This is a genomic window from Rhodopirellula sp. SH410, assembly GCF_055811895.1.
The window spans coordinates 5,858,019-5,871,561 of the sequence record NZ_CM147949.1 but is presented as its reverse complement, the minus strand read 5'-3'; the positions used below and the strand labels follow the sequence as shown (position 1 = coordinate 5,871,561).

11 protein-coding genes, 1 tRNA gene and 1 pseudogene are annotated in these 13,543 nt (G+C 56.2%); 6 read left to right on the top strand and 7 right to left on the bottom strand.

Features of this window, described 5'->3' with window-relative positions:
• Positions 1–9 precede the first annotated feature (9 nt).
• Both SH410x_RS21590 and SH410x_RS21585 read right to left on the bottom strand, forming a co-directional pair.
• On the bottom strand, positions 10–1,227 hold the full coding sequence (locus tag SH410x_RS21590) for a DDE-type integrase/transposase/recombinase (RefSeq protein WP_473670640.1): 1,218 nt from the start codon (positions 1,225–1,227) through the stop codon (positions 10–12).
• Between the two features lie 248 nt (positions 1,228–1,475).
• Positions 1,476–2,039: a hypothetical protein gene (locus SH410x_RS21585; protein ID WP_473670638.1), complete on the bottom strand. Its 564-nt coding sequence runs from the start codon at positions 2,037–2,039 to the stop codon at positions 1,476–1,478.
• An 805-nt stretch (positions 2,040–2,844) separates the two neighbouring features.
• On the opposite strand from SH410x_RS21585, the gene SH410x_RS21580 reads away from it, so the two are divergent.
• From SH410x_RS21580 to SH410x_RS21560, 5 genes are all read left to right on the top strand, one after another.
• Complete coding sequence (locus tag SH410x_RS21580) at positions 2,845–3,939, top strand: transposase (protein ID WP_473670636.1); 1,095 nt, start codon at positions 2,845–2,847, stop codon at positions 3,937–3,939.
• Positions 3,940–4,452: 513 nt separating this feature from the next.
• Positions 4,453–5,820 carry a pectate lyase family protein gene (locus SH410x_RS21575; protein WP_473670634.1) on the top strand — a complete coding sequence of 456 codons (1,368 nt, stop codon included), beginning with the start codon at positions 4,453–4,455 and terminating at the stop codon, positions 5,818–5,820.
• Positions 5,813–7,264, top strand: a complete 1,452-nt coding sequence (locus SH410x_RS21570) for a DUF1593 domain-containing protein (protein ID WP_473670632.1) — start codon at positions 5,813–5,815, stop codon at positions 7,262–7,264. Before SH410x_RS21575 ends, SH410x_RS21570 begins: the two co-directional genes overlap by 8 nt.
• A gap of 49 nt (positions 7,265–7,313) precedes the next feature.
• Entirely contained in the window at positions 7,314–8,642 is a 1,329-nt protein-coding gene (locus SH410x_RS21565) for a DUF1593 domain-containing protein (protein WP_473670630.1), read from the top strand.
• Between the two features lie 846 nt (positions 8,643–9,488).
• Complete coding sequence (locus SH410x_RS21560; RefSeq protein ID WP_146405612.1) at positions 9,489–9,677, top strand: hypothetical protein; 189 nt, start codon at positions 9,489–9,491, stop codon at positions 9,675–9,677.
• A gap of 90 nt (positions 9,678–9,767) precedes the next feature.
• Here SH410x_RS21560 and SH410x_RS21555 read toward each other — a convergent pair.
• A pseudogene (locus SH410x_RS21555) lies at positions 9,768–9,884 on the bottom strand (ADP-ribosylglycohydrolase family protein); the annotation flags it as partial.
• Here SH410x_RS21555 and SH410x_RS21550 point away from each other — a divergent pair.
• Positions 9,844–10,263 carry a GNAT family N-acetyltransferase gene (locus SH410x_RS21550; protein WP_473670628.1) on the top strand — a complete coding sequence of 140 codons (420 nt, stop codon included), beginning with the start codon at positions 9,844–9,846 and terminating at the stop codon, positions 10,261–10,263. The pseudogene SH410x_RS21555 and the gene SH410x_RS21550 overlap by 41 nt on opposite strands.
• A gap of 37 nt (positions 10,264–10,300) precedes the next feature.
• On the opposite strand, the gene SH410x_RS21545 is transcribed toward SH410x_RS21550, so the two are convergent.
• The 4 genes from SH410x_RS21545 to SH410x_RS21530 all read right to left on the bottom strand — a co-directional run bounded on the left by SH410x_RS21545 (position 10,301) and on the right by SH410x_RS21530 (position 13,534).
• Positions 10,301–10,690: a DUF2721 domain-containing protein gene (locus SH410x_RS21545; protein WP_473670626.1), complete on the bottom strand. Its 390-nt coding sequence runs from the start codon at positions 10,688–10,690 to the stop codon at positions 10,301–10,303.
• 135 nt (positions 10,691–10,825) lie between these two features.
• Positions 10,826–12,514, bottom strand: a complete 1,689-nt coding sequence (locus SH410x_RS21540) for a TROVE domain-containing protein (RefSeq protein ID WP_473670624.1) — start codon at positions 12,512–12,514, stop codon at positions 10,826–10,828.
• A gap of 92 nt (positions 12,515–12,606) precedes the next feature.
• Positions 12,607–12,756: a hypothetical protein gene (locus SH410x_RS21535; protein WP_473670622.1), complete on the bottom strand. Its 150-nt coding sequence runs from the start codon at positions 12,754–12,756 to the stop codon at positions 12,607–12,609.
• 706 nt (positions 12,757–13,462) lie between these two features.
• A tRNA-Arg gene (locus SH410x_RS21530) sits at positions 13,463–13,534 on the bottom strand.
• Between the last annotated feature and the right edge of the window lie 9 nt (positions 13,535–13,543).

Here is a 13,543-nt window from a genome sequence, read left to right as displayed (position 1 = left end):
GCCGGGCATTTATGAGTCTTTATGGCGTTTCATGCCGTTGGCGACGGCATCGAGCAACCGGGCCTTGCCGATGCGTCGATCGTTTTCGTAGACGACGACCACACCTTGGTGATGTCGCTCATGCCGCAGCGTGACCTTCTTGCCACGCAAGTCGATCGGAGTTTCGTAACGCTCGCCTTGGAAGCTGAACGTGTTGTCCTTTTTGACACTGCGAGTCGCCTCGGCGTAGAACAACTCGTCGGTATCCTCCGATGGCGAGAGAAATCGGATCCGAGAAAGATCCACACCAAAGCGATCAATCGGCTTCATACCGAGGGTCGTGTGTACAGTGGCGTTGTAGTCGTGTTCGACCCAGTGAGTGAACTGTTTGTTGAGAGCGTCGATCGAGGAGAGGTCGAGTTTGCGGATTAGAAATTGATCACGCACGCGACGAAAGAAGCGTTCGATTTTCCCTTTCGCGGCGGCGTCTCGAACGGCGGTGTGACGAAGGATGCAGCCCACGCGGGCGCAGATCAGCGTGATCTCTTGGCTGCAGTAGATCGAGCCGTTGTCAACGTATAGCTGTTCGGGCAAGCCTCGTTTGTAGAAGGCCGAGCGAAGCGCCTTGATCATCGAATCGGTGTTCTCTTCGAAGAAGAATTCGCCATGACAGAGCACACGACTGGCGTCATCGATCAGGCCAATCAGCTTGGCTTGCCGGCCACCGATGTGCGGTCCGAACATGGTATCGGCCTGCCAAAGTTGGTTGGCGTACTGCATGCTGAAGGCGAGTCGGCGTCGATTTTCGCCTGGATCGTCCTTGAGTAATTCGTACTCACGGACGAAGCGGCAGAACGTGGTCAGAGCGATCTGGCTAGCGTGCAGGAGTCCCTTTTCAATGCAGAACCGATAGACGGCTGACTTGGTGGGCGTCCTCTTGTGCCCCGTTTTCGCAGATACAAAGTGCGGCAGCGCGGTGTTGATCGCTTCGAGAACTTCTTCGGGCGTGACCTTGCGTGGCTTGCCTTTGTCGGCTCGCGGTGAAGCATTCATGCCGGTGATGCCGTCGTTTTTGTAGCGGTAGTACCACGTTTGGATGGTCCGCCAGGTGAACTGGTGTGGGTCTCCTTGGTCGTCCAGGAACGTCATCGCCGCGACGTTGTGGATTCTCTCGTGACGTGTTTTTCCGGGGGCGACTTCGATCGCTCCGAGGACTTTCATTTTGACGTAGATCGATGGTCGTTTCATGGACCGCTCCGCTGGTTTTTGACTTTTGATTGAACGAAATCGATTCATGAAATCGATTCGCAGGCGAGTCTAAGTGCGGTCGGCGGTGGATCTATCGTTGGGTTGTGTTGTCGAGCAGAAAAAAGAATTTCGCAAGCGTGAGCTACGATGGCAAATCGACCATCCGAGGCAGACGATGCTGGCCAGGATCGACAGGTTGCCGTGTGATCACGGACCGAATCGGCCTGCTGAGGTGCGGCCGCAGCGTGTCAGATGAAGAAGGTCTGCAGTGTGAGCTGGAAGGCGGCGATGGGATTGAGCGTGTGGCCAGCGAAGGCTTTGATCAGATGAGCGAGTGTGCTCTCAGCGGGCGTGTTGCTGGGCTGTGAGCTATCGATTTTTGGCGGCAGGCACATGGTCGACAGTGCGGTCCGAATCGCGGATTGTGCATCTTGCAATCGTTTCCAAATTCGATAGGGTGCCGAATCGCTCATGCTGCTATTGAGCTTTTTGAATGCCTTGCGTTTGTTGCCGGTCGCGGCGGCCTGGTTGAGGAATGCCCAGAGTTGCTCTGCACTGAGAAAGAGTCGTTTGACTTTGTCAGCAATCCACACGCTGAAGGTGCGTCCACATCCGGCGGCTTGATTTCGGTTGCTACAGAAGACCCTTCGTGCCCGGATAGATTTGTGGCGGAAGTTGTTCTCGTCGTATCCGCGCAAGGACCCATGGCGATTGAGCGCGCCGACTTTCTTGCAGTGGGGGCACTGGGTGAGCTTGAGCTCCAGCAGGAACTCATCACGTTCTGCTTGAGAGCGGAAGATTCTGGCTCGCACGGGCGCTGGCTTTTGAACTTGAAGTAGAAAAGTCCAGCAGGATAGTTGGTCGAGTCAGGGATTCGAATGATCGCGAACCGACTGCCTGAAAAGTGAGTCGGGGGGCGAGGGGAGAGGCGGGGTACGATTTAGTTGAAGGGGGCGGGTTGCGAGGCGCGGGGGGCAAGGCTCTGGTCTGCGGGCGGCGGGCTGCTGCCTACCGAATTACCGGTGTAAGAACAGTCCGTGACTACGACAACAATTCGGCAGGAAAAGACCGTAAAATGCGATCAGAGCGAGGTCGGTAACAGTCAGGCATCGTCAAAGTCAACCCGTCGACCATCTTGATAGGCCGTCCTTTCCATCGCCAATCTTCGCGGGCCGTTTGCTGGCAGGCACGTCCGCTTCGCCTCGCCAGTTCGGCTACCATTTCTTCAGGAAGTCTCTGCCGGGCGTGGCAATAGGACGTGGTATTGGTGCAGACCGTCGCTTTGTCGCGTTCGACTCGCCACGCATTCAAACGCATCACCGCATCACGACAGGAGTGATCGGCAGAAAGAGTTTGTCCCAGCGCGAAGCCTGGGGACAGAAGCCTGGGGACATAGCTCCTTTTCAGGTGTCGAAGCCTGGGACGAAGCCTGGGACGAAGCCTGGGACGAAGCCTGGGGACGAAGCCTGGGGACGAAGCCTGGGGACGAAGCCTGGGGAGACGAAGCCTGGGACGAAGCCTGGGGACATAGCTCCTTTTCAGGTGTTGACTTGCCGATCTTCAGGGTAATGATGATTTGGTTGAGTTTTCCGAGTGCAAAGCCAAGTGAGGTGAGTGATGGCCCGTATGTGTCGAGCGGAAGTTTTTGATCCCGCCGAAGTTGCTGTGGCGCATGTCTTCAGCAGGACGGTCCGACGCTGTTTTCTGATGGGAGAGGACCCGATCTCTGGAAAGAACTTCGACCATCGCAAGCGATGGATTGAACAGTATTTGCAACAATTCGCTGCCTCTTTCGGGATTGACCTGCTGTGCTTTAGTCTACTCTCAAATCACTTTCATTTGATCCTGCGCTCGCGCCCCGACGTGGTGGCGACCTGGGACGACGAGGAAGTCGCTCGCCGGTGGTTGAGGCTGTGCCCGCATCGCCGCAAGCCGGATGGTACGGCCATGGAACCAACCCAGCCGGAGATTAACTCGATCGCGGGTTGCCCGATCAAACGGGAGGAAATTCGTAGCAGGCTGAGTGATATCAGCTGGTGGATGCGGTTGCTGTGCCAGCGTGTGGCCATGCGGGCGAATCGTGAAGACGACGAACACGGCCGATTTTTCCAAGATCGTTACAAAGCCACCCGGTTGACCGATGAAGCCTCGTTGCTGGCGTGTGCGGCGTACGTGGATTTGAATCCCATTCGAGCGGCGTTGTGCGAGCGACTCGAAGAGAGCGACTTCACGTCGGTGCAGCGGCGAATCGAGGCAGAGCAAGAGCGAGCCCAAGACGAATCACCTGCCAGCAGAGAGTCGCAGCGAACGCCTGCGTCGAAATTGCGTCATCGGCGTGATTCGTTCCTGTCTCCGGTTTCGATCGACGAGCTACTCGATCCGGTAGGCCCCTGTGCGAGTGAGTCGGAGGAACGCTGCAGTGAGAAAGGTTTTCTGGCCATGTCGCTGGCGAGCTACTTGGAATTGCTGGACTGGACCGCCCGCCAGACGGCCTCTGGCAAGCGCGGCAGAACACCCGCGAGCGTCCCGCCGATCCTGCAGCGACTGGGCTTGGATCGGGCCTCGTGGTGTGAACTGGTTAGCGATTTTGGCAAGCTGTTTGGTACGGTAGCGGGACGCCCCGGTTGTGTTGACGCGATGCGTAGTCACCGTACCCATCGCCGCTACCACATGCGTCGGCGGGCAAGAGAGCTATTCGCGGACGCTGGTTAAACGGGACGATCGCATCTTCTTCGCTCCAGCGGATCACCTTCCCGGGTCGATAACGCTTGAGGTGCACACTTTCGGGCTGCCAAGACGGCAAAGTAGCTCGTTTCGGTACCTGAGCGGCTGGAGAGATCTCAGGGATTGCCGTCTACCCCCCAACGGGCCGCTTGCCAGGGGTCAACAAAGTGTCGTGTCCCCAGGTTTTCCTGTCCCCAGGTTTTCCCCAGGTTTTCCCAGGTTTTCCCGTGCGAGCCGGTTTCCACAGCTCGCACGTGAACCCGTAGGGCGAGAACTCGGCGCGTCGGATGTCGAACTGTTTCATGTACCTTAGAATACCGTGAGTATCTCACCTGAAACAGTAAGATTTGCGGCAAATAGCAGGTAGATTGAGGCGATGTAGGCGGCGTCAACTTCCCCGACGGTTGAAAAAACGCTGACCCGGACCTGTCGATAGGTTTCGGCCAACGGACCACGATATTTTCCCCAAAACACAACGAGGAGAATCTAATGAGGTTTCTGATGCCACGGATGCCTGCCCTTTTGCTCTTGCTGATCACGACCGGACCGGTCTTCGCGGAAGATCTGCCCGCGTTTCCTGGTGCGGAAGGATATGGTGCCCGCACCCCAGGCGGGCGCGGTGGACGCGTGATCTCGGTAACGAACCTAAACGACTCGGGGCCGGGCAGCCTGCAGGCGGCTTGCGAAGCCGAGGGGCCGCGCATCGTCGTGTTCAAGGTAGCGGGCACGATCGACGGCGATGTGCGAATCCGGCACGACCATATCACGGTCGCCGGCCAATCTGCACCCGGCGATGGCGTCACGATCAAAGGAAACCTCGGCATCGATGCCAATGATGTCATTATTCGGTATCTCAGAGTCCGAACCGATCACGAGGGGGACGCCGTTGGCACTCGATACAAGAAGAACATCATTCTGGATCACGTTTCGGCCAGTTGGAGCACAGACGAGGTGCTCTCCCTGTACCACAACGAGAACGTCACTATTCAATGGTGCATGATCACCGAAGCATGCGCAAAAGCCGACGGGTCGCATCGTTTTGGCGGAATCTGGGGCAACCAATTTGGCACCTACCATCACAATTTGTTGGCTCACAACGACAGTCGTAACCCACGTTGGGCATCGGGCTGTGGTTTCAACGATTACCGCAACAACGTGATTTACAATTGGGGTTATGAAAGCAGCTATGGTGGGGAGGCACAACAAAAGGGAGATCGGCGGAAGCCACCCATCCCCTTCTCGACGATTAATATGGAGGCCAATTTCTACAAGCCCGGTCCCGCGACCCGCAGCGACGTGAGAGCTCGCATTGCAAATCCGTCGAGCCGCGGCGATGACGATATCGGCAGTTGGCATGTGGCAGGTAATCATGTCGACGGGGCTCCCGATGTGACTGCTGACAACTGGCTGGGCATGGCTGGTAATTCCTTTCAGAAGCTCGCGGAGCCGTGGCAGGCGATGCCCATTCACCAGCAATCTCCACAAGACGCATATCTGGCTGTGCTTAATCATGCCGGATGCACACTGCCGACCCGTGACTCGATCGATGTACGTATCATCGAAGAAGTTCGCAATGGCACCGGCACTCATGGCAGGAACGGCGTCATCACAACGCCAAAGGATGTTGGTGGTTGGCCGGACTTGAAAAGCGGAACAGCCCCCACCGATTCCGATAACGACGGTATGTCCGATGACTGGGAAAGAAGATTCGGCTTGGACGCCAATAATGCTGATGACCATGCATCCGACATGGACGGTGACGGCTACACCAATGTCGAGGAGTATCTTAACGGCACAGACCCGGCGGTGTTCGTGGACTACACGAAGCTGGAAAACAATACAAATACACTGGAGACGCCCCGTGAGTAGTCGTTTGAATCACTTCCTGAAAATTCGGCTGCTGTTCGCCCTGTTGGCGATGATCACACTCGGCGAATCTGACTTACTGAACGCGTCGGATAAGCCGCGTGTGATTGTTACGAGCGACGGCGAGATCGACGACGAATGTTCGATGGTTCGTTTTCTGCTCTACGCGAACGATTTCGACATCGAGGGAATCATCACTTCCAGTTCGCAGTACCACGCGCACGGACACAACTGGGCCGGAGACGATTGGGCGCAACCCTATTTGGCGGCGTATGCCAAAGTTTATCCGAACCTTGTCAAGCACGACTCTCGCTATCCCAATCCTGAGTTCCTTCAGTCTCGAACGTTGCTCGGAGACGTAAAGTCGGAAGGAGAGATGGACGAGGTCACCGCAGGTTCGCAGTTGATCGTCAAGGTATTGCTGGACGAGTCCGATGAACGTCCCGTCTGGATTCAGGCTTGGGGTGGAACAAACACCATCGCGCGCGCGTTGAAGACAATCGAGCAGCAACATCCGGAGAAGATGGCCGCGGTGGCGCAAAAGATCCGCTTCTATTTCATCTGGGAGCAAGATGAGACTTACCAGACGTACATCCGTCCGCACTGGGGGAAATACGGCATTCCGACGATCATTTCCGATCAGTTTATCGCCCTGTTCTATCACTGGAAGAAGTACATTCCGGCAGACCAGCAGGCATATCTTGCCAGTTCATGGATGAAGTCGAAGATCCTCCAGGATCACGGCCCGCTGTGCTCTCTTTACAAGGCACATACCGGGGAGGACAAAGGATTCAGCGAAGGCGACTTCCGCTCGGAAGGTGATTCGCCAGCGTTCTTCCACAATATTCCCAATGGACTGCGCAGCGATGAATCGCCGGACTGGGGTGGCTGGGGCGGACGTTTTGTCAAGGTCCGCGACAACACTTGGCTCGATCCCGTGTCGGAGCCCGGCTATCAATATCCGAAGGGTCGCTGGTACACGAATTCGGCGTGGGGCCGCCAGCGATTGAAGAAAGAAGTTCCCAATGATGCCGAACTAATCGCCTACCTCAAACCTCAGTGGCGTTGGATCCGCGTTTTGCAAAACGATTTTGCCGCACGAGCCGACTGGTGCGTGAAGGAATTCGACAAAGCCAACCACGCACCTGTGGTAAAACTAGACAGCGAATTGACGCGAGACGTGAAGCCAGGCGAAATGGTGAAGCTCGCCGCCACCGCCACCGATCCAGATGGAAACAAACTGACATTCCGCTGGTGGCACTACAGCGAGGCGGATTCAGCGGCGGCGACCGTCACCCTCGCCGCAAGTGATTCGGCGTACGAGGCCAGCTTCGTCGCGCCAGACGAGCCGGGTAAACAGATTCACATCATTCTCGAAGTGACCGACGACGGCACGCCACCACTCGTTGGCTATCAACGCGTCGTCTGCGAAATCAAACCGAATTGAATTCATTCGTGGTGTCGGTCTGGCTGCCACTCAACTGATTGGGATTCTAATGTTGGATCAATTCAACGTCATCACAAAACTTGCTGTGTTCTTGTTCATTTTTACCGCTGAAACGAATGTGTCGGCTCAGGAATCAGGTAACGCAGCGGACGGCGTGTTGGCCGGCAATCGCCATCGCGTACTCGTTTCAACAGACATCGGAGGTACCGATCCGGACGATTTTCAATCGATGGTGCATCTGTTGGTCTACGCCGATGTGCTGGATATCGAAGGGCTGATTTCGTCGCCGTTTGGGCCTGGACGGAAACGACACATTCTGGATGTGATTGATAGTTACGAACAAGACTACGCGAACCTGAGGACGTATGTGGGCAAGTATCCATCGCCAACCGCGCTGCGAGCTATCACCAAACAGGGGCAGACAGAAGTCGCTCCGTACGCGGGCGTGAGACAGTCAACCGAGGGTTCGCGGTGGATCGTCCAGTGCGCCCGGCGGGACGATCCGCGGCCGCTACATGTTTTGGTCTGGGGCGGCATCGAAGATCTCGCTCAGGCCCTGCACGATGCTCCAGACATCCTGCCGAAGTTGCGAGTCTATTACATCGGCGGTCCCAATAAGAAATGGGGGCCCAATGCATACCAGTACATCGTCAATTATCATCCCGAACTCCGGATCATCGAAGCAAACTCCACCTACCGAGGTTGGTTCACCGGCGGTGAGCAATCAGGCGAATGGGGCAACACCGAATTTGTGAAGCGACATCTTGCCGGCCATGGAGCACTTGGTGACTTTTTTCACTCGAAAATGAACTCCATCAAGATGGGCGACACTCCTTCGGTGGGCTGGCTACTGAAAGGAACGCCAGACGATCCATCGAATCCCGGATGGGGCGGCCAATTTGTACCTGCGTTGCGGCGTCCCAACTGGCGTTTCGACCGACTCACGACGCCGGACGAGCCGATGGAAGTGTTTGACATTCTCGAATTGGCATTGCCGCTTGGCGACGATCCGCCGGACAAGCCCATATCGCAGCTCATGGTTGAAAACCAGTCGATCCCGGGACACGTTCCGGGCGACGGCACTGTGAGATTTCGTTTCTGCCCGAAAGCCGCAAAAACCTACCTGTTCACAATCCGCAGCAATATACCTGCACTCGATGGAAAGACGGGCGGGATCAAGTCCGTCGCGCCTGTAGCCAGGTCTGCCCAGCATCCGTTTCCGAGCCTCCCGCACTGGTGGACCGATGATCCTTCTTCGAAGTTTGTCGAGGACGGGCACAACGGTGCAAAATCGGTAAGCCGCTGGCGCCAAGAGTTTCTGCGCGACTTCGCGGAGCGAATGGACCGTTGTGCGACTCCCTGCAGGTCGTCGCAATAACAGTACAAATCCCAAAGCTGAACGGAGTTGATTCGATGATGCTTTGATTTCAAGCAACGTCAGACAGGCCCAAAAGCAGTTTCAGTCGTGGTTCCGGATTGAGGGACCGATGCGAGATTCGGACGCTTGTAAGCTGCACCGGTGGCCGACACCGGTGCGTACTTCGATTTGTTCTGGTGGACTACACGATCGGTTCCGCGTTTCGTCACTGACGGATATGGCCATCGATAAGGCGTCGTCCTTGATCAATGAACTGATGGAGATGGCATTCAGAAAGGAGACAAGGGCGGCAGTCTCTGATAGCAATTGAAAGTCTGCGATCAGCAACGGTGTCGAAGGCTTTTGCTAATGCCCCCATCCCGGCCATGCAGAGCATGGACTCCGGCGACCAGCGACGATTCAGCAGCCGAAAGCGTGCCCAGTAACGCATGACGGGATCCAGGACTTGATCAGTCTCGCGTACGCTGTCTGGGTCACGTAGGTCTCGGCATACGTAACCTGCAATTGGCTTTATAAAATCCGGCTTTTAAACCGCTCTTCGATACGCCTGGCAGCGAAGAGGGGAGCATCCTCACGGTGCGTTGTTCACGAGTTTCCAGAGGCAGCACGGTGGAACTCGGAGCAACACCGACCGCTTGGGTCTACCTTGAAGCAGGCTACAGCGATGAATCGTGAGCGTGTGCGGCACGGCAGCCACCGTTTCGCATGACTCGCTACACTGAGTGTGAAGTTCACCATTGCGAGGTTGCCCATGGGTTGGCGGCAGCAGTTTGTTTGGCAATAACTTCGATATTCTCACGCCAGTTCGACTGGCAAACTTCTCCAGGATTTGATTGGATTGATTCGATGAAACTGACTGATTTTTACAACGAAGTGTCACGCCGAGTGGACACTGACAAGACCGCTATCTCGGTGGCGGAAACAAAACGAGTGCTCAGCGAAGCGTTTATGGTGCTTGCTGGCATGGACGCAACGGAGTCAGCGGACACAATCTCCAAAGGATTAACCACGGCCAAGAAGAAGCTTTCGAAGTAGTCGGATGTTTCGACTACGGATCTCGCAGCGAGCTGATCCATGAACGAAACAGATGTTCGCATCCACACAATCTTCGAGAACACCCTAACCACCGACGCCAGTACCAACAATGCCGCCGACGATCGCGGCGGTCGTATCGGCATCGCCGCCGCAGCGGACGATCGTGGTGACGGCTGCGCGAAAGTCCTTCGGGTGTGAGATCGAAGCGAATCTGACGCCCGCGGAGTTCATCGACGTGTTGAGACGATCGACGCTAGCGGAACGGCGGCCGGTGGAAGATGTGGCTCGGATCGCGAGGATGCTGGCGGGGGCTGACTTGGTCGTGACGGCGCGAGATGAAGATGGGACGCTGGTTGGCGTGTCGCGAACGATCACCGATTTTGCATATTGCACCTATCTGTCGGACTTGGCAGTTGATGTGGCTCGCCAGGGTCAGGGGATCGGTCGGGAGCTGATTCGCGTGACTCATGAGCACGTCGGGCTGGCCACTCGTTTGATTCTGTTGGCGGCTCCCGGAGCGGCCAGCTACTATCCGCATGTCGGCATGGAGCAGCACGATTCGTGTTCGATGATTCCTCCGCGGTAGGTTGTCGAGCGAGATTCGGGATGAATCGGACTTACGTCTATTTTTCCATATCGCTTAGTTGCAGATTCAACGCACCGACGGACATGCGGATTTCAATCAAAGAAATGGTAAGTGATCCGACCATCAGTACGAGACTGATCGCGAAGATGACTTTACCGAAGAAAACCAAGCCAGCAAACAGCAGCCCCATACATACAGTGCATGACAGGAGACTAGCGACACCGAGAGTCTGCATGTCCCGAATCAAGTTCACGCGTCGGCGCAGGTTTTCGATTTGTGCCGCAGCTACTGAATCCGGTGTCTCTTGGTACTGTCGGTGCAGCGTGCGGATGACGGTTGCCAAGGCAAGGAACCGATTGGTATAGGCAAGCAAAAGCAGTGATATTGTTGAGAATAGCAACGCGGGAGTGGTGAGATCGATATCCATATTTTACCTTTCTAAGCCGATTATACGCCTCCTAGACGAAATAGCGATATCTGGCGCTGATCCGACCCATCAGTACAAAACGCCCACGGGGATTGCTCCTCCGCGGGCGTTTTGGATTTCGGTTCCCCTTTCGGCTTACAGTTCGACGGATTCGACTTCGCGGACGAAGCGGGATGCGTCGTTTTCCAGGAACGATGAGACAACGTTGAACACGGCATCACTGAAGCCACCGATGTTCAGAATGTCGTCTCGCTCCGGTGCCTGGCTGGTTCCGTAGGGTTGGATGTCGATGCAGACGAGCTTTGGATCGGCGATGCCGTGTGCTCGCTGGGTCGTCTTGAACTTCTCCCACCCGGTCATCACGCCGGTGGAACCGTTTTGCCCGTAGCCAAAAGGACGTTCAGAGGTGATCCAGCTTTCGTTGTCGCTGACCAGAACGATGCCCGCGAAGGCTTGCTTGGCGTAACGCGTATTGGCTTCGACAAATGGCAACGAGCAATCCGTTCCTCCACCTCCGTACTTCGACAAGCGTGCTGACAGTGACAAGATCGAATCGCTTGGATCGACCTTGACCTTGTAAGCCTGCGTGTCGAATGGAATGACGACGCTGTCTGGGTTGCGACGCAGGATCGCTGCTGCGAACAGTGCCGCAACATCAACGCATCGCATCTTCGACGTTCCGCCGCGGCCTCGGCTACCCGTGACCGGACTCGCCATCGAACCTGAAGTATCAAGGCCGATGATGACTGGTCCCGGTAGTGTTGGCACGTTTCCGCACGCGATCTCGGCAGCGTCATGCAACGCCGTCTTGATCTTGGCTGGAACCTCGTCCGATGCATTCATATAAGCCGCCAGAAACCGGTACGGGAACTGACGACTGCGAGCGATCGCGTCGCGGTCAGCCAGTTGGCCGGCCACGTAGTCGATCATATTGTGGTCGGACGCTCCGCGGCCGATTTCACCCACAGTACCGACCACGGAGTGTTCGGCCACACTGAACACGTCGTGACGCAGTAGCGTGTTGAGGTTCATTCGCAGTGCTTGCGGTCCCATTTGTCGGGCAATCGCCTTCCAAACCAACGGTCCTCGGGCAGCGCCTGCCAGCAAGTCCCATCGAACTTTACTGAGAGAGTCGCCGGCGATCAACGTTTGGGCTTCGGCCGTATCGGCTGCGCGGTAAGCGACCAACGACTGCACCATCGATGGCAAGTCGTCCGCCGTTGCTGGGAAAAACTTTTCGACTGGCTTGTCGGTCAACCACCCGAACAACGCTCGACGCGCGTCATCCTTCGGCGTTGGACGTGCCATTCTCAAGATGTCTCGCAGGCTTGGATCGTTTCCGATCGAAGCTGAGAGCAACTTGCCAACAGACGCGTCGTTCAGCCAACGTTGGAATGCACGCTGCAGCGAGGACGACAGGCCCTTGCGACCGAACTGTCCCGAACGAGTCATTTGGAAAACGGTGCGTAGAACGCGGCCGTTGTCCGCGACTCGGTCGAAGACTTGGTGCATGAGCTTGGTGTCTCGCGTCGACAGTACGACCAGTAGCGCTGCCGGCATGTCCTTCATGTAAGCACGCTCACGTGAATAGACAGCCAGCTTTGCCAGGAACTCGTTGTCGTCGATCTCGTCGATCAGTTTTCGCATTGCGTCGAGTTGGTTTTGCGCGGACGCGTAGTAGACGTTGCCGAACGTGCCGGTCGCCGCCATTTGCGCGAGCGCGTGCTTCGCGGACAACTTGTACGCTGGGCCGCCGGCTTCGTTGACGACGGTCGCTCGAGGAAGAACGCTAGTGATGCTTTGGAAGAGAGACTTGTTGGCCATCGTGACCTCCTACGGAAATGCAGTGGAACCGGCACGCTGCTGGCTCCACGAAGTGAATCGAAGAACACACTCGACGAATGGGTGGACAGAGATCACGTCCGAATGTTGCCAAGCGGACGCGGGATTTGAACTCGCTGAACCTTTCGGTCGTTGATGTAGTCACCCTTGGCGATGTCTTCGCCTGCGATCCTGGCCGCGACGGTCGTCACGGTTTTGGATCGAGTTTCGGTTGTGGTTTTCATGTTTCCGTAGTCGTTGAAAGATTGAATTGTGCAGGTGTGTTCTCTGTCGGGCAGCGAGTTTGGATTACTCGCGGCCGGTCGTAATGGCGAAACAGGAATGTAAAACACGCATAGTTCGATCTCTCGAGACGATTGGGGAAAACGCGACTAACGAAGTGGTTGAATCAGAATCACTTCGATGCTCTATCCAATTGAGCTACGGCACCGCTTGGCAATGCCGGCGGGAATCGAACCCGCAACCTCCGAATTAAGATGTACTCCGAAACGGCAGTTAGTCGTGTACGATGGGCGACGAAGTTTTTGGCCGGAGGTTTCTTTCTGAGCTACCGGCGTTCCTTGCGGATACCGAGCGGGGCTTGAACCCGCGGCCTCGTCGATCGCTCGACGCGCTCTACCTATGTACTCCGAACCGGCAGTCGCCTTGTTCTGGTGTTGTTTGTAAAAACAATTGACGAAGTTTGTTAATCAGACGTTTCGATGCTCTACCAACTGAGCTACGAAGCGAACGCAAGGTTCACTTCGGTGGGACTCGAACCCACGACAGTCGAGGTGATGTAGTCCAATTGGGCAGTCAATCGTGTGCGGGTGGCGACGAAGTTTTGGCCAGACGTTTTTACTGAGCTACTCGCGAACACTTGTCCGCTGGCGGGGATCGAACCCGGCACACTCCGAGAACATTCGATCTCGGCTCTGGTTCAGAGCCGAGTAACTCGCCCAGGAATCGAACCTGGTCCGACAGTTTCGAAGACTGCCATGCTGTCCAGCACACCCGCGAGTCGTTTGATTG